This is a genomic window from Pseudomonas sp. GM21, from assembly GCF_000282215.1.
Taxonomy (GTDB): domain Bacteria; phylum Pseudomonadota; class Gammaproteobacteria; order Pseudomonadales; family Pseudomonadaceae; genus Aquipseudomonas.
The window spans coordinates 1-19,074 of the sequence record NZ_AKJS01000097.1 but is presented as its reverse complement, the minus strand read 5'-3'; the positions used below and the strand labels follow the sequence as shown (position 1 = coordinate 19,074).

The window sequence follows — 19,074 nt, the reverse complement described above, 5'->3', positions numbered from 1 at the left end:
TTCGCAACCGGACGCAGGCTTCGCCAGCTGCTACAGGTTTGTGCGCGTTCAGAACCAACACGTTCCGTTTGAAGGCCTTTCGCTATATATTTATTTATATAGCGTTAACCCCCCTTGCAGCACTTGCCTGTCACGGAGCCGTTTCATGACCATACGCGTCTCACGTTTTGCCCCTGCGTGCCTCGCCAGCCTGATCGCAACCTTCGCTCTCGGCACCGCCCAGGCGGACGAAGTCCAGGTTGCCGTCGCGGCCAACTTCACTGCGCCCATCCAGGCCATCGCGGCCGATTTCGAAAAAGACACCGGGCACAAACTGGTCGCAGCTTATGGTGCAACCGGGCAGTTCTACACCCAGATCAAAAATGGCGCACCGTTCGAAGTGTTCCTCGCGGCAGACGACACCACGCCGCAAAAACTTGAAGCTGAAGGCGACACGGTCAAGGGGTCGCGCTTCACTTACGCCATTGGCACCCTGGCCTTGTGGTCGGCCAAAGACGACTACGTCGATGCCAAGGGCAAAGTGCTCAGCGACAATCAATTTCAGCATCTGGCCATCGCCAACCCCAAAACCGCACCTTACGGCCTGGCCGCGACTCAGGTGCTGGCCAAGCTGGGCCTGACTGACAAGGTCAAGGCCAAAATCGTTGAAGGCCAAAACATCACCCAGGCCTATCAGTTCGTCTCCACCGGCAACGCCGAACTTGGCTTTGTAGCCTTGTCGCAAATCCTCAAAGACGGCAAAGTCATCGGCGGTTCGGCATGGATCGTTCCAGCCGAGATGCACGACCTGATCAAACAAGACGCAGTGGTCCTCAACAAAGGCAAGGACAACCCGGCCGCCCAAGCCCTGGTTGACTACCTTAAAGGTCCGAAAGCCGCCGCTGTCATCAAATCCTACGGTTACCAACTCTAATGACGCTGACGAGTGCCGACTTTTCCGCCATCTGGCTGACTCTCAAACTGGCGTCCCTGACGACGGCCATCCTGCTGGTCATCGGCACTCCGATTGCGTTATGGCTGTCGCGCACCCGCTCCTGGTTGCGCGGCCCGGTCGGGGCGATTGTCGCCCTGCCTCTGGTCCTGCCGCCCACCGTGATTGGTTTTTATTTGTTGCTGGCATTGGGTCCTCATGGCTTTGTCGGTCAGTTCACTCAATCACTGGGGTTGGGCACCCTGACCTTCAGTTTTGCGGGGTTGGTCGTTGGCTCAGTCCTGTATTCAATGCCGTTCGTGGTTCAACCGCTGCAAAACGCCTTTTCCGCCATTGGCACTCGCCCATTGGAGGTCGCCGCGACCTTGCGCGCGAATCCATGGGACACCTTCTTCAGCGTGATCCTGCCGTTGGCACGCCCCGGTTTTATCACTGCTGCGATCCTCGGCTTCGCCCACACCGTTGGCGAGTTCGGCGTGGTGTTGATGATCGGCGGCAACATCCCGGACAAGACTCGCGTGGTGTCGGTGCAGATCTATGATCATGTCGAAGCCATGGAATATGCCCAGGCCCATTGGCTGGCCGGGGCGATGCTGGTGTTCTCTTTTGCGGTGTTGCTGGTGCTCTACTCCGGCCGTAAAACCAAAGCGGGCTGGAGCTGATCGATGATCGATATGCGTCTGAAACTGAGTTATTCGGGCTTCGCCCTGGACGTGGACCTGCATTTGCCGGGCCGGGGCGTGACGGCGCTTTACGGACACTCGGGTTCGGGAAAAACCACCTGCCTGCGCTGCATCGCCGGTCTGGAACGCGCTGAACAGGGTTTTATCCGGGTCAACGATGAAGTCTGGCAGGACAGCGACAACAAGATTTTCGTGCCCCCGCATAAACGCGCGCTGGGTTACGTCTTCCAGGAAGCCAGCCTGTTTCCCCATCTGTCGGTGCTGGCGAATCTGGAGTTTGGCCTCAAACGCATTCCGAAACAGCAGCGTCGGGTGGACATGGGCCATGCCACGGAACTGCTGGGAATCGGGCACCTGCTGGAGCGTCACCCGCAGCACCTTTCCGGCGGAGAACGGCAGCGGGTCGGCATCGCCCGCGCGCTGCTCACCAGCCCGAGACTTTTGTTGATGGACGAACCGCTGGCGGCGCTGGACAGTCAGCGCAAAAATGAAATCCTGCCTTACCTGCAACGTTTGCACGATGAGCTGGACATCCCGGTGCTGTATGTCAGCCACTCACAGGATGAGGTCGCACGCCTAGCTGACCATATCGTCTTGCTGAGCGAAGGCAAGGCACTGGCCAGCGGCCCCATCGGCGAAACCCTCGCCCGTCTCGACCTGCCGTTGGCGCTGGGCGACGATGCAGGCGTGGTGATCGAAGGGCATGTCAGCGCGTATGACGCGCACTATCAGTTGCTGACCTTGCAGCTACCCGATACCGATCTGGGCATTCGCGTCGCCCACGCGCCCATGCCACTGGGCCAGGCACTGCGTTGCAAGGTTCATGCGCGCGATGTCAGCCTGAGCCTGCGAAGCATTGAGCAAAGCAGCATCCTCAATCGCTTGCCGGTGACGGTGATCAGTGAAATCGGTGCCGACAACGCCGCCCACGTGCTGATCCGCCTGAACGCCGCCGGCACGCCATTGCTGTCACGAATCACCCGCTACTCCCGAGACCAGCTGGGCCTGCATCCGGGCCAGCAACTCTGGGCACAGATCAAAGCAGTGGCAGTCCTGGCTTAAATCCGCTGGCACCACGGCAAATGCGTGCGGTCAATGGCTGTACTGGCCCTGATTTGTCGCCGAGGATGACTCGCCATGTCCGATACCGCGCTGCCCGATGTATTGCCACCCGACCTGCACTATGTCGATGACACGCAACCCGGAATCACCCGCAAACTGCTGCGTGGAAAGTTCTGCTACTTCGATCCTGCGGGCCAGCGCATTACCGAACCGGAGGAAATCAAACGTCTGAACGCCCTCGCCGTGCCACCGGCCTATACCAATGTATGGATTTGCGCTGACCCGTGCGGCCATCTGCAAGCCACCGGCCGCGACGCTCGCGGTCGCAAGCAGTACCGCTACCACCCGCGCTGGCGCGAAGTGCGTGATACCGACAAATACTCGCGTCTGCGGGACTTCGGCCTGGCGCTGCCGAAACTGCGCAAACAGCTGGAAACGCTATTGGCCGCGCCTGGCTTCAGTCGAGATAAAGTCTTGGCCACCGTCATCACCTTGCTCGACGCGACTCTGATCCGCGTCGGAAACACTCAATACGCCCGGGACAATCGCTCTTACGGCCTGACCACCCTGCGCAGCCGTCACGTGGAAGTCAACGGCAGTGCCATCCGGTTCCAGTTCCGTGGCAAAAGTGGTGTCGAGCACCAGATCACTGTGAAAGACCGACGCCTGGCCCGGATCATCAAGCGCTGCCAGGAAATCCCCGGACAGAACCTGTTTCAGTATCTGGATGAAAACGGCGAGCGACATACCGTCAGTTCCGCCGACGTCAACGCTTACCTGCAAACCCTCACCGGCGCCGATTTCACGGCAAAGGATTACCGCACCTGGGCGGGCAGTGTTCTGGCGTTGTCCGTGTTGCGCGAATTGCAGTGGGAACCCGAGTCTGATGCGAAGCGCCACGTGGTAGAGATGGTGAAGAACGTCGCCAGACAATTGGGCAACACGCCTGCGGTGTGCCGAAAATGCTACATCCATCCGGCGGTGCTCGACGCTTTTATGCTCGGAGCCTTGGCTGAGTTGCCTCGTCCAAGGTTGCGCAAAGGCCTCAAGTCAGAGGAAGTCGGACTGGCAATGTTCCTTGAGCGTATGCTCGCCAGTGCTGAAGCGACGAACTGACCTGCCTATTTTTTGCACGATTACAAAGAACTTCTATAGTTGATCTGAACACGTATCAGCTGCGGTGAAGCCATGGAAGACATTTTCGTTGTGAAGCGTTGCAACAAGATCATCATTCATGGCCGCCGAGCCGGAGAAACCGGTCACCCACCCCCTGACGCCACTGTCTGGTATCGCATTGCCGATACGCGCACGCAGGACTTCATCGGGGATGGTTTTGATGTTGAAGCAGATGCCAGACACGAATGCCAACGGCTGAACTCAACGTCGCAAGTGCTGGCCCGCCAAGGTTGATATTCACCTGTCGGCTACGGGTCTATACTGAAAAACAACTGAAGGAACAGCAACCCCAACGGCAAGCTCGCCTCACGCGGGCTTTTTGCTGCCTATGCCAGGTTTCTTCAACGGAGGTGTTTGCCATGTCCGAAAAAGAGTCCATCACCACCCTCCTCACCCTGCTCGACTCCCGGCAGGCTCGACTTGCCGCCGCGTGCAAGGAAATTGCCGACTGGGTCGATCATCAAGGGGGACACCCGACTGCCCTCAGGATTCGTGATCGACTGAACGACATCGAAAAAGACACACCGCTGATTCGAAACACGCTGTCGTCATTAAAACCTGTCGACCCGCCGCTCCCACGGTTCAGATGAGTCGATCCGGACACGCGAGGCAAGAACAGGGCCTGTTTCAGGCCCTATGAACGGTGACTCATCGTTACCGGGTTTGCGCATGACTGTCGATCTGCTGTTACCCCCCCAATCCGGCCTGATGCCGGGCTTTTTTGACACTCCTTTCACGTCGCGTTGACAACCCACGCCCTATAGTCAGTTACTCCTTTGAAGAATTACCTTGGTCTGCCCGCATGCAGGCCTTTTTTTTGCTCGCCAGGTAGCCAGCGAACGCTAGAGTTTACAGGGGGTCAAACGATTACACGTCGCGAAGGAGACGTTCCATGGTCACCCATTTCAAAGTCAGCGGGCATCTGGCCTGCGGTCACAAAGGCAGCAACCTCACGTCCACCCAAGAACTGAACCGTGTGAAATGCAGAAGTTGCCGAAACACCGATGCGTACAAGGAAGCGCGCAAGGCCCAGCGTAATGCGGCGCGCCGTGCCGCACGCAAAGCCAAAGCCACGCACACCGCCAATGACTGGCGTTCAGCCTGGACCGAGCGGCTTACCGCCATGGCGGGGTTGCAAAGACTACCTCGTGGATTTGCTGGCCAACCGTTTGTTTAAAAGGCTCAATCGACAGCTGGGTCGACTTCACTCGACCCACTGCCGATCAATGACTCAAGTGAATGCAGGCGCTCGGGCCGCATGATTTCTGCGAGCGATATGCGCTTGAACGCTTCGAACAATCGCCGCCCCTCTTCTGGTGCGCAGGTAATGGCCAATCGCATGGTCGCCTCACCCATTTGCCAAATCAGAAATGCGGTATCTGCGACCTGCTGAACCTCACTGCCTGGAAACACCCGAAGCATCGCATCGGCCAATAACCTGCCGGCGACACGACTCTCCTCCAACTCCAACGCCAGCAGTTGCTTGTCCGCCTGCATCCCCGACCAGATATCACGCATCACCGGCTCTGCCTGAACGATGTCGTAATACTGCTCGAGCAAGTCCGAATAGGCCGCACGCAATCCATGCGCGTCCTGGACCGCCACCAGTGCCGCTTCTATACACCGGCGGCTCTCGGCGTTATAGCGCTCGGCAAGCGTGCGAATCACTGAGCTCTTGTCTGGAAAGTATTGATAAAGCGACCCAATCGAGATTTCCGAGCGCTCGGCAATTTCACTCATCTTTAGCGAGTCGCTGCCTTTGCTCGCGATTAGCTGCGTCGCCACCGCCAGTATTCGCTCTTGCCGCTCGCGACTGCGTTGTTGCGTGGGGGTGCGTCGGGCAGGCTCTGAAAAGGGCTGTTCGCGCCCGGTGGTGGTTTTCTTCGGCACTGCATTTTCCCCGAAAAATAACATGACATGTACTCACCTTAGCACCGCCCTTTCTCGCACCCAAGGGGGCAATGCCTTACGTCGGTTTCCCCTTTGAGCTGGTTGACGGTAGAACATGAGCGTTTATCATCTTTTTAACGTGAGCATTACTCACCTTAACCCGATGGAGATGAACACGATGAACACTCAAGGCACCGTCCTCATTCTGGGCGCGACCGGTAAGACAGGGCGCAGGATTACTCAACGTCTTAAAGCCGCGGGACTGCCCGTGCGCCTCGGATCCCGGCAGGCGAATCCACCCTTCGACTGGGAGGATCGGACCACTTGGGAGGCAGCGCTGGATGGCGTTCACGCGATTTACATTTCCTACCAGCCGGACATCGCCGTACCGGGCGCAGTCGAAACGATTCAGGCGTTCACCGATCTGGCCGTCAAAAGCGGCGTCGGCAAACTGGTGCTGCTGTCGGGGCGCGGCGAAGTCGAAGCGGAACACGCCGAAAGCGTTATACAGAACAGCGGCATCGACTGGACCATCCTTCGTTGCAGCTGGTTCTCCCAGAACTTCAGTGAGGCGCATTTCCTGGAGCCCATTCTTCAGGGCGAACTGGCGCTTCCCGTCGGCAACATCGCGGAGCCCTTTGTCGATGTGGAAGACATTGCCGAAATTGCAGTCCAGGCGCTGACCCAACCCGGACATTCAAGCCAGCTTTATGAGCTGACCGGGCCGCGGGCGCTGACGTTTGCCGATGCTGTCGATGAGATCGCAAAAGCGGCCGGTCGCGATATCCGTTTCATCGCAGTCCCACCGAACGCATATCGTGCGGCGCTGGAGCAGGAACAATTGCCTACCGAGTTGATTGAGCTGGTGCACTACCTCTTTACCACTGTGCTGGATGGCCGAAACACACCCGTTACCGATGGCGTACAACAAGCACTGGGCCGGCCGGCTCGGGACTTCACTGACTATGCTCGACGGACCGCAAAAACGGGTATTTGGACGCCCGCCTAGAAACGCGCAGTGGGTTGGGCACGTTCGCACTTCGGCTCTCCAGCCTAGGGAGCCGTTCTTTACCAAAACCCCTGAATGAATCAACATGATGACTGAAGTCAAAATATTGACTATCAAAGGCAGGCAAACTTGTACGCGGTAGACAAAGAAATGGCTTTTAGCCAGACTCGCGACAATACGAGACCGCCTGTTGGTCGTTCACCGGTAGATCACCCTCAACTGAAGCCCCTATGAAAGACCCCATTCGTTACGCCGACTACTTGCATAAGATCGGAGCCGGTCGCCGCGAAATACCTATGCGTGATCTGGTATCCGCACCGGTTCGCAATGCCGAGGGCCGCTGGCAGGCCGCGCCGCACAAAGCTGCGAAATTGCGCGCAGGCGAGATCGCCGCCATCCTCAAGCCCTATCTCAATGTCCGGCTGATGGAGCAGCTTCGCGCCGTGGTACCGCTGGCCCTGTACCTGGTGCTGTTTCAGATCATCATCCTGCGCCAGTTGGTGGAGGACTCGCTGCTGGTCACGGGCGGCCTGTTCGCCGTGATCGTCGGACTGATGCTGTTCATGGAAGGGCTGAAACTCGGCCTGATGCCATTCGGCGAAATAATCGGCAGCAACCTTCCGCGCAAGTTATCCCTGCCGGTGGTGTTGTTGGTCACCCTGCTGCTGGGCATCGGGGTGACTTTCGCTGAACCCGCAATTGGCGCGCTGCGTGCCGCCGGGCAGAACGTTTCAGCGCAGAATGCGCCCTACCTCTGGGCGATACTCAACCAGTGGACGAGCGAACTGGTCCTGGTGGTGGGAGCCAGCGTCGGTCTGGCCGCTGTAACCGGCACGCTCCGTTTCATCTACGGCTGGAGCCTGAAGCCGCTGATCTATTTATCGCTGGCGCCCGTTCTGCTGCTGACGGTGTATATGAGCAGTGATCCCGAGCTTGCAAAGATAATCGGCCTTGCCTGGGATGCTGGCGCGGTCACCACCGGGCCAGTCACTGTACCGCTGGTGTTGGCGCTGGGCATCGGCATCGCGGCCGCCGCAGGCAAAGGCGGTTCCGGGCTGTCCGGGTTCGGTATTGTCACCCTGGCCTCGCTGTTTCCCGTCATCGGAGTCATGCTGCTGGGACTGTACGTGGCGGCTATCTCCTCGCCGGCGGAAATCATCGCCGCGGCGCAGGCCGCTTCCAGCGCCGCAGAGCTGGCTGCAGACTGGCACAGGGTCAGCCCCGGACTGGAGATTGTTTCGGGAATACGGGCCATCGTGCCTTTGGTGATCTTCCTGCTGATCGTACTGAAACTGCTGCTGCGCCAAAGCCTGCCCCGGCGCGGCGAAATCTTCCTGGGTATCGCCCTGACCGTGGTGGGCATGTGCGTGTTCAATCTCGGGCTGACTTATGGTCTGTCGAAGCTGGGTGGGAGCGCGGGCTCACTGATTCCGGCGGCCTTCATGCAGACTCCCGGCGTGGACGACTCCCCGCTCTACCTGTATCAGGTGGGGTTGGTACTGGCCTTGGCTTTCGCCTGGGTGCTCGGGTACGGGGCGACCGTTGCCGAACCCGCTTTGAATGCACTCGGTGTTACCGCAGAGACGCTTACCAACGGCTTCATCCGCAAGCGCAGCCTTATACGTGCAGTATCGATAGGTGTCGCCTGCGGTATTGCCGTGGGTGTGGCCAAGTTAGTGTTCGGCCTGCCACTGGTGTGGCTGGTGGTGCCGCCCTACCTGTTCGCGGTGGTACTGACGATTTTTTCGACCGAAGAGTTTGTCAATGTGGCTTGGGATAGCGCGGGTGTCACCACGGGGCCAATCACCGTTCCGCTCGTTCTGGCCATGGGGCTGGGACTGGGCAATGCCACCAACGCAGTCGAGGGTTTCGGCATTCTTTGTATGGCATCCGTCGGCCCGGTCATCAGCGTCATGCTCCTCGGACAGTGGGCGCGTTTCCAGTTGTGGAGACAGACAAAGGCCGCCACGAAACAGCCAGCGAATCAATTATTGGGCACGGGAGAAGCGGGATGAAAGCTGAAGGAATTACCTACCTTACTGACGTTGCACTGATCACCTGCATTGTCCCCGTCGGGCGCGCGGATCTGGTGATCCGGGCGGCCCAGGGCATGGGCGCGCCAGGCGCCATTGTCTATCACGCCAGCGGGCTTGGCCCCCGTGAGCGGCTTGGCCTGCTCAGCATCGCCATCGATGCGGAGAAAGAAGTGGTCAGCCTGCTGGTAGCTGCCGACTACCAGGATGCGGTACTCGAGGCCATCTATCATGCGGCCAGCCTGGATGTTCCCGGTGCCGGCATGATCTACGCGACACCGGTGGAAAAAGTGGCCACCTACATCCCCCGCGAAATGCTGGAACAAGGGAGATCCTCGTGAGAATGGTTGCACCGGGTATACCGGGCGGCGCTGCAAAACTCATTACCTGTGTGTTGCCCGACGATGGCACGGAGCGCAGGTTGCTGATGCTGTTGCGGGAGGCCCACGGCATTACGCGCGCCGACAGCGTCAACTGCCGCAGCGTGGCCATACTGCAGGCGGCCAAAGCCCCCCGCAACGAAGTGCCAGAGGCGGTTCTCTCCCGGGTGGTCAACGTGGTGGTGGATGAAACCCAGGCCGATGCGGTATTCGACTTCATCTGTGCACACGCCGGGCTGACCGAGCCGGGCCAAGGTATGGCGTACATGGTTGCCTTGAATTTCGCGACGCCACTGGCGATGCCCGCTGGCTTGACGCAAGAGCCCGGCGCGAAAAAAGTAGAGGGATAGGTGACAGCTCTGCCCTCCGAGCCCGGCAGCTTAGTTTGATTTCCCACCTATACTTATTGAGTCGCTCGGGTTTGCCATTCTTGGCGTGCCTCCCCTCGCACAATGTCACACCCGCAGTGACCACTCTCAAGAAAATCAATGATTTGCAACGATAAGGATCGTCATTCCATCACCGTTTTCGACCGCTGCCGGGAGAATCGTCGATGCGAACCGTAACTGTCCTGTCAACTGCCCTTGCTGTCGTTATTTCAAGTTGTGCCTCAGCCCAATCGGGTACGCACACGGAAACTTGCAAGGCAACCAATGAGCAAGAAATCTCGGCCTTGTTTGACCGATGGAATCGCTCGCTGCAAACCGGTGACCCACACCAGGTTGTCGCCAACTATGCCGAGCACTCGGTCCTTCTTCCCACCGTGTCGAACAAACCGAGACTAACCCCGGCCGAGAAGGAGGACTACTTCCAACACTTCCTGGAAAACAAGCCCCAAGGCGTGATCAACTCAAGGACAATAGAGATTGGTTGTAACTCTGCGGTTGACGCAGGACTCTATACGTTCACCTTTGGAACTACGGGTGCTCAAGTCAAAGCTCGCTACACATACACCTATAAGTGGGACGGAAAGCAGTGGTTGATTACTAGTCATCACTCTTCTGCCATGCCGGAGAAGAATTGAGGCGGCGATCACTTCGGCACTCACATCAAGGATGCCTTCGACTTGCTGTGGCAAGATGGCGCGCAACATCCGAAGATGATGAGCGTCGGCCTGCACGGCCGGATCAGCGGCCACCCAGCGCGCGCGATGGCGTTGGCGCGCTTTATCGATTACGTGCAAGGCCACGGCTCGGCGTGGATCTGCCGGCGAGAAGAAATTGCCAGGCACTGGATAGCTGAATTCCCTGCTTAGGGGACGCCTTGATGACGCACCGCTGTACCCTTGCTCTCATGATTGGGCCGGCATGCAATTTCGAGTTGCTAAGCAACCTTCTAGCTCGAACCTCCATAGTAAAAACGACGCCCTGATTCAAAGGGCGCCGTTTTTGGTTTAAAGCCCTATACCACGCCGACAAAATCGCTCGCTGTCAGGGCGACATGCCCGACCAGATCAATTTGAAAATCGGCGCCATTACCACTGTTGACATTGCCCTCCACATACGTGTGATCAACCCCGCCGACATTGGCGAAGTGGAACTTCAATTGCGCTTGGTTACTGAACTCAGTGCCGACGCCATTCCACTCGCCGAGGAAGGCAAAGTCCTGATTACCGGCAGAACCTGCGCCGGAGGTCCGGGCATCGATCAGCGATAGATCGATGTGGTCAGCTCCCTGCGCAAAGTCGGTGATTACATCGCGGCTTGCGGTCGAAGTACCGGAGTCGTTCAATGCGCTGAACATAAAGATGTCCGCCCCCGCCCCACCGGTCAAAATGTCGCGATTGCCATTGCCAGTCAGCGTATCCGCGCCGCCTCCACCGCTGAGGGTGTCGATGCCGCCTTGCCCGGTCAGGGCATTGTTGGCGTTATCGCCGGTCAAGCTGTTGGTGCCGCTGCTGCCGAGGACATTCTCGATGCCGCTCAAGGTGTCATTACCGGTTTGCGAACTGCTCGCCAAGCCAGTAGACAGGTTGACCGTGGCGTTGGCCGTGGTCCCCGACAGGTCGTAGGTATCGGTATCGCCACCACCGTCGTAGCTGTCATTGCCATCATTGACCGACGCCCGGAAGGTGTCGTTGCCAAGACCACCAAACAGGCTGTCCAGGCCTTGCCCACCTACCAGGATGTCGTCACCGCTGCCACCGTCCATCCAGTCGTTGCCGCCCTGGCCTTGTAACAGGTTGCTGACGCCGTCGCCCTGGATGTGATCGTCGCCAGAACTGCCGGTGACGTTCTCGATGCCGGTCAGGGCGTCATTGCCGGTCTGGGTGCTGGTTGACGTGCCGTCAAGCAAATCGACCGTGGCCGACGCCGATGTGGCCGATAAGTCATAGGTGTCAGTGCCGGTGCCGCCGTCATAGTGGTCGTTGCCGTCGTTCAGCGATGCCAGCAGCGTATCGTTGCCTGCCTCACCAAAGACGGTGTCGTTGCCGGCCACGCCGCTAAGTTGGTTGTTACCGCTATTGCCATGGATGACGTTGTCCAGCCCGTTACCCGCGCCGTTACTGTTGTTCGTCCCCAGCAATGTCAGGTTCTCGACGTTGGCACCCAAGGTGTAGCTGACCGAGGACATGACCGTGTCGGTGCCTTCGTTCAGATTTTCCTGAACCGCATCGCCATTGGCATCCACCCTGTAAGTGTCGTTGCCGGCGTTACCCCGCATCGTGTCGTTACCACTGCCGCCGTCCAGTAAGTCGGAGCCCAGTCCGCCGTTGAGGACGTCATTGCCCGAGTAGCCCATCAGGATGTCCTGATAGCTGGTGCCATTGAGCGTGTTGCCGAAGAAATTGGTGCCTTCGATGAAGCGCCCTACCGCTTCCGAAGGGGCGGACGTCAGTTGTTCCACTGTGCCGTTGTTGTCGGTGTAAGTGGTGATGACCCGTAGCTGCTGGCCGAATTGCGTCGAGGTGGGCGCAAAGGTCGAAGCATTCGCCCCGCCAATACTGATCCAGGCCGCGCCCACCAGTGCTTGCCACTGGAAGGTGAACCCGCTTGGCCCAGGCAAGCCGTCGGCATCCTGTATGGTCGAGATATTGGCGGTCAACCGGTATTGAGCCGGCACCGGACGGCCAGGTGGGGTCGGCGCAGTGGCAAAACCCGACAGTACCGCATTGCCGGTTGGCAGACTGTTGTTGATGTTCAGGTTGACTGTGCGGTCGGCGAAGCGCAGTTTTTCAATGCCAGTCACGATATCGGTGCCATCGACATTCGCCACCCCGACCCGCAAATCCACCACTTTGAACGCTGTGATCAACTCGCCTCCGGGGCGGGTATCGGTGAACTTGGTGATGCTGTAGTTGGCAAAATTGCCACTGTACAGCGCTTCATCGGCTGCGCCGTCGGCCGTGCCTGGGGCTGCGTGGTTGTCACCTATAATGAAGTCCGGACGGGTTGCTTGCAGGCCAACAAAGTGCTGAGCGAACCCCTGACTGGCGAGCAAGTGATTCAGATCGGCGAGTTTGATCGAGTCACCGACGATTACGTCATTTCCGCCATTACCTTGGGAAACATCATCGCCACTGCCGCCTATCAACCAGTTTTCCGTGGCATTACCGATCAGACCCGCCAGAGGGCTGGCCGGAGTCGTCGTGTTTGGACGGCTATCGCTGAAGCGTGAACCGATCAAACCCTCAATGTCTGCCAGCAAGGCGTTGAACGGCTGGAACAGCACAGCGGTGCCCGGCGCCGCCACGATATTCTGATTGTTCAGGTCTGCCGCCGCATCCAGGGCAATGTTCACATCGCTGAAGGCCGCGATGTCGAAGCCCACGTCACCGAGGGCTTCATCACCGTCACCTTGACCCGGAGCGCCACCCAGGCCAGGCAACAGAATGTCGTCACCGACACCTCCAAACTCCTGGTCACCCGTGGAACCGCCGGAAATGATGTCATCGCCGTCCTCACCAAACAGAGTGTCCGGGCCGTCGCCACCGTAGATCTCGTCGTTACCGTCACCGGCATGCACTAGATCAGTGTCGCCGCCTGCATCGATGTAGTCATTGCCAGCGCCACCGTACAACTCGTCGATCCCGGCTTCACCGTAGAGGTGATCGTTACCGTTACCGCCAATCACCACATCGAGGGCACCTGCGCTGGTCCCGGCATAGATGGTGTCGTCCCCTTCCCCGCCATCGAGGAAGTCTTCGATATCACCGCCGTAGATTACATCGTTGCCGTCACCGCCATAGATATGGTCGGCACCGGCCTTGCCATCGAGGATGTCATCGCCACCTTCGCCATAGATCGTATCGTCGCCATCGCCGGCGTCTAGCCAGTCGTTGTAGTCGGTGCCAGACAATACTTCGTGAGAGTTGTAGCCCACTGCCGCGGTTCCATCAGGGTTCTCGCCCTGGTCCGGACGGTAGTCACGGATATAGGTTTGAGCGGTATGCGTTTCCGCATTGGTCAGGCTGACCAGCAAGCCGTTACCGCCAATCCCGCCCGCGCCACCGGTTGAGTAAACGCCGACATGGTTCGCCGCAATCAGAGTGCCGTATTTGTGCTCGCTCTTGTACACCGTCGCACTGGCGCCGGAGTCGGTGTTGCTCAGTTCGATGTAGCTGTCGGCGTAACCGAATACATCACCGGCCAGGTGCCGGGCATCGGTGGTGCGTTCAATGATGTCCTTGAATTGCTCGGTCACTACCTGTTCGTTGAGGTTGGTCATCGCCGGCAAGCCGAGGTCGAGGCGGAACAGGTAATAGAAACGGTCGCCATCCATCAACCGTTCCATCTGATCCTCGAAGATAGCGTTGAAGGTGGTGCCCAGTTGCCCGGTGTAGACGTGTTTTTCCGCGAGGCCTCCGATCCACAGATCAATCGCGTTGTAGCCGTCGAAACCGGCCACATGATTGCCGTTGGCATCTGCCGCACCGGAAAGGAAATAGGCCGCCTCTTCAGCCGTGACGCTGCCACCGGCATAGTTGGTGGTAACACCTGAGGTATCGGCATCGATGATGGCCTGGGCATGGGCCACGTCACCATCAAATGAATAGGCAGCGATGAAGTTCACCAGTGACTCGGGGTGAATCATGTTGTTGGCGAAGTCACTCCAACTGGTATAGGGCGTCAAGCCATCCACGATCAGGTTCGTGTGATGCTGCGCGCCTGCCGGTGATGCCCTCTCCTCGATGAGCGCATCGTGAATCTGCTGACGCGCCTGGTTCAGTGTAGGCAGGCCCAAGTCGCGACCACGAGCCAGGTTGATGGTCGCCAGGTCCAGCGGTTGACCGAGCAAGCCTTGTTGCAGGGCCGGGGTCACGAATTCGTCGATTTCGTTGCTGATCTGCCGGGTCATGCCCAGGGCAATGGCTGTCGGCCCCACCTCGGCAAAACCGCCGGGGTTGAGAAAAGCCTGCTCCAGCGCGTAGTGAGTGATTGCACCGGTCAGGTCGTAGCCACCACTGGCATTTTTTTCCAGGGCATCGATGGTTTCGCGCAGTTGCGAGTGGCCGAAACGAAACGCGGCCTGGCCATACTCCAGCGAAATATTGGTGTTAATGCCCGAGTCATAGGTCACAAACTCTGGCAAATCCGGGGTGATCAAACGCGCGTATTGGTCGATCGCAACGTGCTGGTATTCCATTTCCACGGTCAACTTGGCGGCGTAGAACAGTTTGTCCTGATCCCAGGACACGGTGACGCCATCGGCCAGTGTGAAATTGCCGTTGGCATCGGTGTAAAAACCGCCGCTGCCGTTGCTCACCTGGACTTGCCAGTTGTGTCGCACGTTGACGTCTGTCTGCCCCAGCACCTCGTTCTGCAGGTTGATCAGCTGCACGTTGTGGTCTTCATGGAAGACGTGGTGAATGGCGGTGAGGCCGAAGTTTTCGTTCACCCGACCATCACCGGCAATGTAGTGATCGCCCACCGATTGCAGCAGCAACTCGTTGGCCACCGCAAAATCGGCACTGCCGGGAGCCGCGCTGATGGAGAAGTCGGAAAAGTTGACGAAGCTGAACAGGTTTTTCGGCCCCGAATTGTCATAGTTGATGACCATTCCATAAGGGTTGTTCGAGTCGAAGGTGATGCTGGTGATGTGCGCATCCAGCGACATCAGCTTCGCTTGATCGATATGCACATCATCAAAGTGCGGGTTCATGTCCAGCAGGATCGCTTCGCGGGTGTACACCGCTTGAATGCCGGCGGTCCCAGGGTCGGCATCCAGTACATGGCCGTGGGCATCCCGCACGCGGAAGTTCGCAATGTCGTCCCAAGTCAGATCGTCGCGACCGGTGGCCAGCACATGCGCGCGCAATTCGCTCAGGGTCGGCAACGTCTGGTGGGTCAGAACACCGTTGAGGGTCCAGGCGGCTTCGTCGCTCAAGGTGGTGCCGTCAAATAGCGCAGCACCCGCGATGAACTGGCCGGGGTGATTCGGGTCCGCCACCCACTGGCGCAGCAATTGAGTCACAGTCTCATTGGAGCCGTAAGTCTGATTCTGATCGATGTAGGGCGAGTCAAGGTTGACGTATTGCGCCTGGCCTTGACCGTCCATTTCACTGACCGAAGCCCGATGCACTTTGATCGAGTAAACCGGCTGCCCGTCCGGGCCGATGGAGCCATACAGCGGATCATCCGGCGCCAGAGGAATGGTGATCGTCGCGTTCTGATTGGGTTTGTTGATGAAGTCCAGCCCATGGTCAAAGAACTGCCCGAACAAGGTGAACCAGCCGGTCGTCGACGGGTCACCGCTGACGGTGTTCTGGTTGCGAGTGTAGTACTGGCCGGAATCCGGTGAGGTGGTATCCACCTCGCCAATGGTGCCAAGAATCCCCGGATCAGTAACGATCGCTACGCCCGTGGCGGTATGCTGGATGTGCCCATTGGCATCGGTAGCAAAAGTTACCCCGCCACTGACAATGGTCTGGCTGATCATCCGGGGGGTGTAGTCCACTAGCGAAGCTGTCGGATCGCTATACAGTGAACTACTGTCAGCCATGGGCGTGACACCAGCGGGAACGCCCGGTCCGGCCAATGCGCCGTTAGCCAGATTCTGATGAACGTAGTGCGTGTAGTCCGAGTGGGTCAGGCGAATGAAATTCTGACCAAAACTGCCCCAGCTCTGTCCGTCCTGGGTCAGGTTATTGAAGTGGCCGGAAACGTCGCGCAAGCCGATCGGGTCCCGTGCGCCGTTGTACCAGCGGGTTTCGCCGACCGGAATATCCAGGGGGTTGAAACTGCCGAGAATACCGAGCACATGGACATTGCCGTCCGAACCGCTGTAGCCGTAAAGAGGATCACCGGCGGCGCTATAACCCACGACATGAATGGTGGGAAACGTAACCTGCTGATCAAGAAACGAAATGTCTTTTTGATTGAGTGTGAAGCGTTTTAGCTCATACATGTCAGTCTCCAGATATCCGCTGAGTTGCTGGGTTTTCCAAGCGACTTATCACGATGATCAGGGAACCAAGCCAATGGCAAAAGATGCAAAAGTCGAATCAAAAAATGAGACTTCTATCGCGGATAAGGCTGAGACTTTGGTCGAACCAGCCTCTCCTGTTTGCGAGGAGGTTCGCAATGGAATCTGGCGCACCCGGATCAAGGGTCGGGCGCGCAAGCTGAGTCACACGACCCAGTTTGTCATTGCCGCTACGGTGATCCTGGGACTGACCATGTTCTCTGTTGGCAAGCTGGTGAGCGAACGAATAGAAAGTGCCGCAGTACAGAGCGCTGCAGAAGCAGGCGCCCACTACATGGAAGCGTTTCTGGAGCCCTATGTGCAGGAGATGAGCCGGGACAACAGCCTCTCGACAGCAAGTGTCCAGTCCCTGGACCGCCTCATGGAAAGTCGTGCGCTGAATCAGCACATTGTCTCGATCAAGATCTGGCGAGCGGATGGCACGGTGGTCTACAGCACGAATAAAGCCATCACCAACCGCAAATTCCCAATCAACGAGATCACCGAGGCGCTTAAGGGCAAAGTGGTCACCGACCTTGAAGAGTTGAGCGAAGATGAGAACGAGTTCGAGCGCAATCTAAACGTTCCGCTCTATGAGATCTACGCGCCCCTGCGGGATTTCAGCACCAGGAAAGTCATTGCGGTGGGCGAATTTTATGAAAAGGCCGATCGTCTGGAGCGCGAGATCAATCGTGTCCGACAGCAGGTTTGGGAGGTTGTCGGCGCCGCGACGCTGGCAATGCTGACGCTGCTATTCTTCATCGTGCGACGCGGTGAAAAAATTATCCAGCGCCAACAAGTGGCACTGCACTTACGGCTGCAGGAGCAAACCCGTTTGCACATCAGCAATGCCGAACTACAGCGCAAGATGGCGACGGCGACCCAGGAGTTTTCCCGGGTCAACGAACTCAACTTGCGGCGCATTGGTGCAGACCTGCACGATGGACCGGCGCAGTTATTGACCTTGATTCTGATCTGGCTCGACGAGTTGACCGAAAACGGCTCGGCTGTCGATCAGGAGGCACTGGAAATCATTCGTGGTGCCGCCACCGACGCATTGCGTGAGGTCCGCGAATTATCCCGAGGCCTGGCACTTCCGGAAATTAACGACTTGAGCCTGGAGGAAGATTTGCATCTGGTGGCGCAACGGCACGAGCAACGCACCGGCACCAGGGTCACCTTAAATCTGGGGCCGCTACCAGAGGCCACGCCGCTGCCGCTCAAACTTTGTTTGTACCGCTTCGTGCAAGAAACCCTCAACAACGCTTTCCGTCATGCTAACGGCGAAGGTCAGGTCATCCAGGCGCAATACATTGATCACGTATTAAATATTAGCGTCAGGGATAGTGGTCCGGGTATGGCGGCGGACGCCATGCAACTCGATACATCCGGCAGAACCCGATTGGGGCTCGCCGGTTTGCGTTATCGCGTTGAGTCTCTGGGCGGGTTGTTCAGTATCGACTCTCAAACCTCAGGAACGTCGGTCAATGCCCAGTTCAAACTTTAATCAGAAGCGGCACCGGGCATCAATTGGTGTTTTCCCTGCGGTGATGTGAAATCGCCCGAGCGCTTCGCGCTCCCTGTAATGCCGTAGGGCCGTGACCGCTTCGACACGATTTCGGGCGTGCAGTTTCTGCATCACACAGGTCATGTAGTGCTTGACGGTTTTTTCGCTAATCAACAGCTTTGACGCAACCTCCCTATTGGTCAGTCCCTTTGAAACTTCATAAATAACCTGCTCCTCGCGCAAGGTCAGATCAAACGTATGAATCTGCGTTTCGTGTTTCTTGAAGTTACTCAGCAGTTTGTTGACAAAATCGGGGGTGATATACGTCTGCCCCTTGGCAACTAACCTGATTGCCATGACCAGTTCCCGTCCGCTGACACCCTTCAACACATACCCGAGCGCGCCGGCCTCCAGCGCCAAAAAGGCATCATTTTCGGACTCTGAAACTGTCAGCATCAGCACCTTCACATTCGACAACTCAGTGGAAATGAACCGCACCGCGGCGAAAACATCACCCGGCATATTGACGTCCATCAGCATCACATCCGGACGCACCCTCTGGGCTATATCCCTGGCATCTTGCGCACTGGCGCCCTGCTCCATGACCTGAAGATCCGGCCGTCTTCTCAATATGTTGGCAACGCCCTCACGCAACAACGGATGGTCGTCGACGATGCAGATACGAATGAACGGATTCATGACGCGCTCCCGAAAGGATTAGCACTCGAATGACCGATCATTCATTAATAGCAGGAAACATGGGATGACACCGGTCACCCGTCATGCGTCCCAGGCTCCGGGCGCTCGAATATCAGACTTAGGTCTTACCGTCAACAAACAATCATCATTACAACAATACAAGAATTTGCACCGCATCCTATTGTTTTTAAAGACCTCTAAAAACGTCAAAAAACAGACAGCCTCACAAAATCCGGACCCATATTTATCCGACCAACAGTCGCTTTTCTAAGCTCAGGACGGCGTTTTTCAAGGTAGTTG

Annotated in this window: 16 protein-coding genes and 1 pseudogene; 14 read left to right on the top strand and 3 right to left on the bottom strand. The window is 57.8% G+C overall.

Going from position 1 to position 19,074, the window contains the following annotated elements; translation table 11 throughout:
- Positions 1-145: 145 nt before the first annotated feature.
- From modA to PMI22_RS13680, 7 genes are all read left to right on the top strand, one after another.
- Positions 146-913 (top strand): molybdate ABC transporter substrate-binding protein, encoded by a 768-nt coding sequence (modA, locus tag PMI22_RS13650; RefSeq protein ID WP_007946182.1) that lies wholly within the window; start codon positions 146-148, stop codon positions 911-913.
- Positions 913-1,593: a molybdate ABC transporter permease subunit gene (gene modB / locus PMI22_RS13655; RefSeq protein ID WP_007946181.1), complete on the top strand. Its 681-nt coding sequence runs from the start codon at positions 913-915 to the stop codon at positions 1,591-1,593. The genes modA and modB overlap by 1 nt, the downstream gene beginning before the upstream one ends.
- Positions 1,594-1,596: 3 nt before the next feature.
- On the top strand, positions 1,597-2,676 hold the full coding sequence (gene modC, locus PMI22_RS13660; RefSeq protein WP_007946180.1) for a molybdenum ABC transporter ATP-binding protein: 1,080 nt from the start codon (positions 1,597-1,599) through the stop codon (positions 2,674-2,676).
- Between the two features lie 75 nt (positions 2,677-2,751).
- The gene (locus PMI22_RS13665; protein WP_007946179.1) at positions 2,752-3,792 is read left to right on the top strand and encodes a DNA topoisomerase IB; all 1,041 of its coding nucleotides are present in this window, start codon (positions 2,752-2,754) and stop codon (positions 3,790-3,792) included.
- Between the two features lie 72 nt (positions 3,793-3,864).
- Complete coding sequence (locus PMI22_RS13670; protein ID WP_007946178.1) at positions 3,865-4,086, top strand: hypothetical protein; 222 nt, start codon at positions 3,865-3,867, stop codon at positions 4,084-4,086.
- A gap of 125 nt (positions 4,087-4,211) precedes the next feature.
- On the top strand, positions 4,212-4,442 hold the full coding sequence (locus PMI22_RS13675) for a hypothetical protein (protein WP_007946177.1): 231 nt from the start codon (positions 4,212-4,214) through the stop codon (positions 4,440-4,442).
- 302 nt (positions 4,443-4,744) lie between these two features.
- Positions 4,745-5,029 (top strand): hypothetical protein, encoded by a 285-nt coding sequence (locus PMI22_RS13680; RefSeq protein ID WP_007946176.1) that lies wholly within the window; start codon positions 4,745-4,747, stop codon positions 5,027-5,029.
- Between the two features lie 5 nt (positions 5,030-5,034).
- On the opposite strand, the gene PMI22_RS13685 is transcribed toward PMI22_RS13680, so the two are convergent.
- On the bottom strand, positions 5,035-5,766 hold the full coding sequence (locus tag PMI22_RS13685) for a TetR/AcrR family transcriptional regulator (RefSeq protein WP_007946175.1): 732 nt from the start codon (positions 5,764-5,766) through the stop codon (positions 5,035-5,037).
- 154 nt (positions 5,767-5,920) lie between these two features.
- Here PMI22_RS13685 and PMI22_RS13690 point away from each other — a divergent pair, with 154 nt between their 5' ends.
- The 6 genes and pseudogenes from PMI22_RS13690 to PMI22_RS0129435 form a co-directional block, all read left to right on the top strand.
- Positions 5,921-6,751, top strand: coding sequence for an NAD(P)H-binding protein (locus PMI22_RS13690; RefSeq protein WP_007946174.1), 831 nt, complete (start codon positions 5,921-5,923; stop codon positions 6,749-6,751).
- Positions 6,752-7,047: 296 nt separating this feature from the next.
- The gene (locus PMI22_RS13695; protein WP_202949213.1) at positions 7,048-8,766 is read left to right on the top strand and encodes a DUF1538 domain-containing protein; all 1,719 of its coding nucleotides are present in this window, start codon (positions 7,048-7,050) and stop codon (positions 8,764-8,766) included.
- A complete protein-coding gene (locus PMI22_RS13700; protein WP_007946171.1) occupies positions 8,763-9,125 on the top strand; it encodes a P-II family nitrogen regulator in 363 nt (120 codons plus the stop codon). Before PMI22_RS13695 ends, PMI22_RS13700 begins: the two co-directional genes overlap by 4 nt.
- Complete coding sequence (locus tag PMI22_RS13705; RefSeq protein WP_202949212.1) at positions 9,122-9,514, top strand: hypothetical protein; 393 nt, start codon at positions 9,122-9,124, stop codon at positions 9,512-9,514. Before PMI22_RS13700 ends, PMI22_RS13705 begins: the two co-directional genes overlap by 4 nt.
- A 203-nt stretch (positions 9,515-9,717) precedes the next feature.
- Positions 9,718-10,188: an SgcJ/EcaC family oxidoreductase gene (locus PMI22_RS13710; RefSeq protein ID WP_007946169.1), complete on the top strand. Its 471-nt coding sequence runs from the start codon at positions 9,718-9,720 to the stop codon at positions 10,186-10,188.
- Positions 10,189-10,209: 21 nt separating this feature from the next.
- Positions 10,210-10,419 (top strand): annotated as a pseudogene (locus tag PMI22_RS0129435) (chitin deacetylase); the annotation flags it as partial.
- A 146-nt stretch (positions 10,420-10,565) separates the two neighbouring features.
- Here the strand turns inward: PMI22_RS0129435 and PMI22_RS13715 are convergent.
- The gene (locus PMI22_RS13715; RefSeq protein WP_007946168.1) at positions 10,566-16,511 is read right to left on the bottom strand and encodes a peroxidase family protein; all 5,946 of its coding nucleotides are present in this window, start codon (positions 16,509-16,511) and stop codon (positions 10,566-10,568) included.
- 73 nt (positions 16,512-16,584) lie between these two features.
- On the opposite strand from PMI22_RS13715, the gene PMI22_RS13720 reads away from it, so the two are divergent.
- Positions 16,585-18,075, top strand: coding sequence for a sensor histidine kinase (locus PMI22_RS13720; protein ID WP_007946167.1), 1,491 nt, complete (start codon positions 16,585-16,587; stop codon positions 18,073-18,075).
- On the opposite strand, the gene PMI22_RS13725 is transcribed toward PMI22_RS13720, so the two are convergent.
- Positions 18,076-18,774, bottom strand: coding sequence for a response regulator (locus tag PMI22_RS13725; protein ID WP_007946166.1), 699 nt, complete (start codon positions 18,772-18,774; stop codon positions 18,076-18,078). It abuts the gene before it with no gap.
- Positions 18,775-19,074 lie beyond the last annotated feature (300 nt).

Excerpts from the sequence above, each read along its gene's own strand:
- modC (WP_007946180.1), top strand. The coding sequence starts at position 1,597 with ATGATCGATATGCGTCTGAAACTGAGTTATTCGGGCTTCGCCCTGGAC.
- PMI22_RS13720 (WP_007946167.1), top strand. The coding sequence starts at position 16,585 with ATGGCAAAAGATGCAAAAGTCGAATCAAAAAATGAGACTTCTATCGCG.
- PMI22_RS13665 (WP_007946179.1), top strand. The coding sequence starts at position 2,752 with ATGTCCGATACCGCGCTGCCCGATGTATTGCCACCCGACCTGCACTAT.
- PMI22_RS13690 (WP_007946174.1), top strand. The coding sequence starts at position 5,921 with ATGAACACTCAAGGCACCGTCCTCATTCTGGGCGCGACCGGTAAGACA.
- PMI22_RS13715 (WP_007946168.1), bottom strand. The coding sequence starts at position 16,511 with ATGTATGAGCTAAAACGCTTCACACTCAATCAAAAAGACATTTCGTTT.
- PMI22_RS13680 (WP_007946176.1), top strand. The coding sequence starts at position 4,745 with ATGGTCACCCATTTCAAAGTCAGCGGGCATCTGGCCTGCGGTCACAAA.
- PMI22_RS13695 (WP_202949213.1), top strand. The coding sequence starts at position 7,048 with ATGCGTGATCTGGTATCCGCACCGGTTCGCAATGCCGAGGGCCGCTGG.
- PMI22_RS13675 (WP_007946177.1), top strand. The coding sequence starts at position 4,212 with ATGTCCGAAAAAGAGTCCATCACCACCCTCCTCACCCTGCTCGACTCC.
- modB (WP_007946181.1), top strand. The coding sequence starts at position 913 with ATGACGCTGACGAGTGCCGACTTTTCCGCCATCTGGCTGACTCTCAAA.
- PMI22_RS13710 (WP_007946169.1), top strand. The coding sequence starts at position 9,718 with ATGCGAACCGTAACTGTCCTGTCAACTGCCCTTGCTGTCGTTATTTCA.
- PMI22_RS13685 (WP_007946175.1), bottom strand. The coding sequence starts at position 5,766 with ATGTTATTTTTCGGGGAAAATGCAGTGCCGAAGAAAACCACCACCGGG.
- PMI22_RS13725 (WP_007946166.1), bottom strand. The coding sequence starts at position 18,774 with ATGAATCCGTTCATTCGTATCTGCATCGTCGACGACCATCCGTTGTTG.
- PMI22_RS13700 (WP_007946171.1), top strand. The coding sequence starts at position 8,763 with ATGAAAGCTGAAGGAATTACCTACCTTACTGACGTTGCACTGATCACC.
- modA (WP_007946182.1), top strand. The coding sequence starts at position 146 with ATGACCATACGCGTCTCACGTTTTGCCCCTGCGTGCCTCGCCAGCCTG.
- PMI22_RS13670 (WP_007946178.1), top strand. The coding sequence starts at position 3,865 with ATGGAAGACATTTTCGTTGTGAAGCGTTGCAACAAGATCATCATTCAT.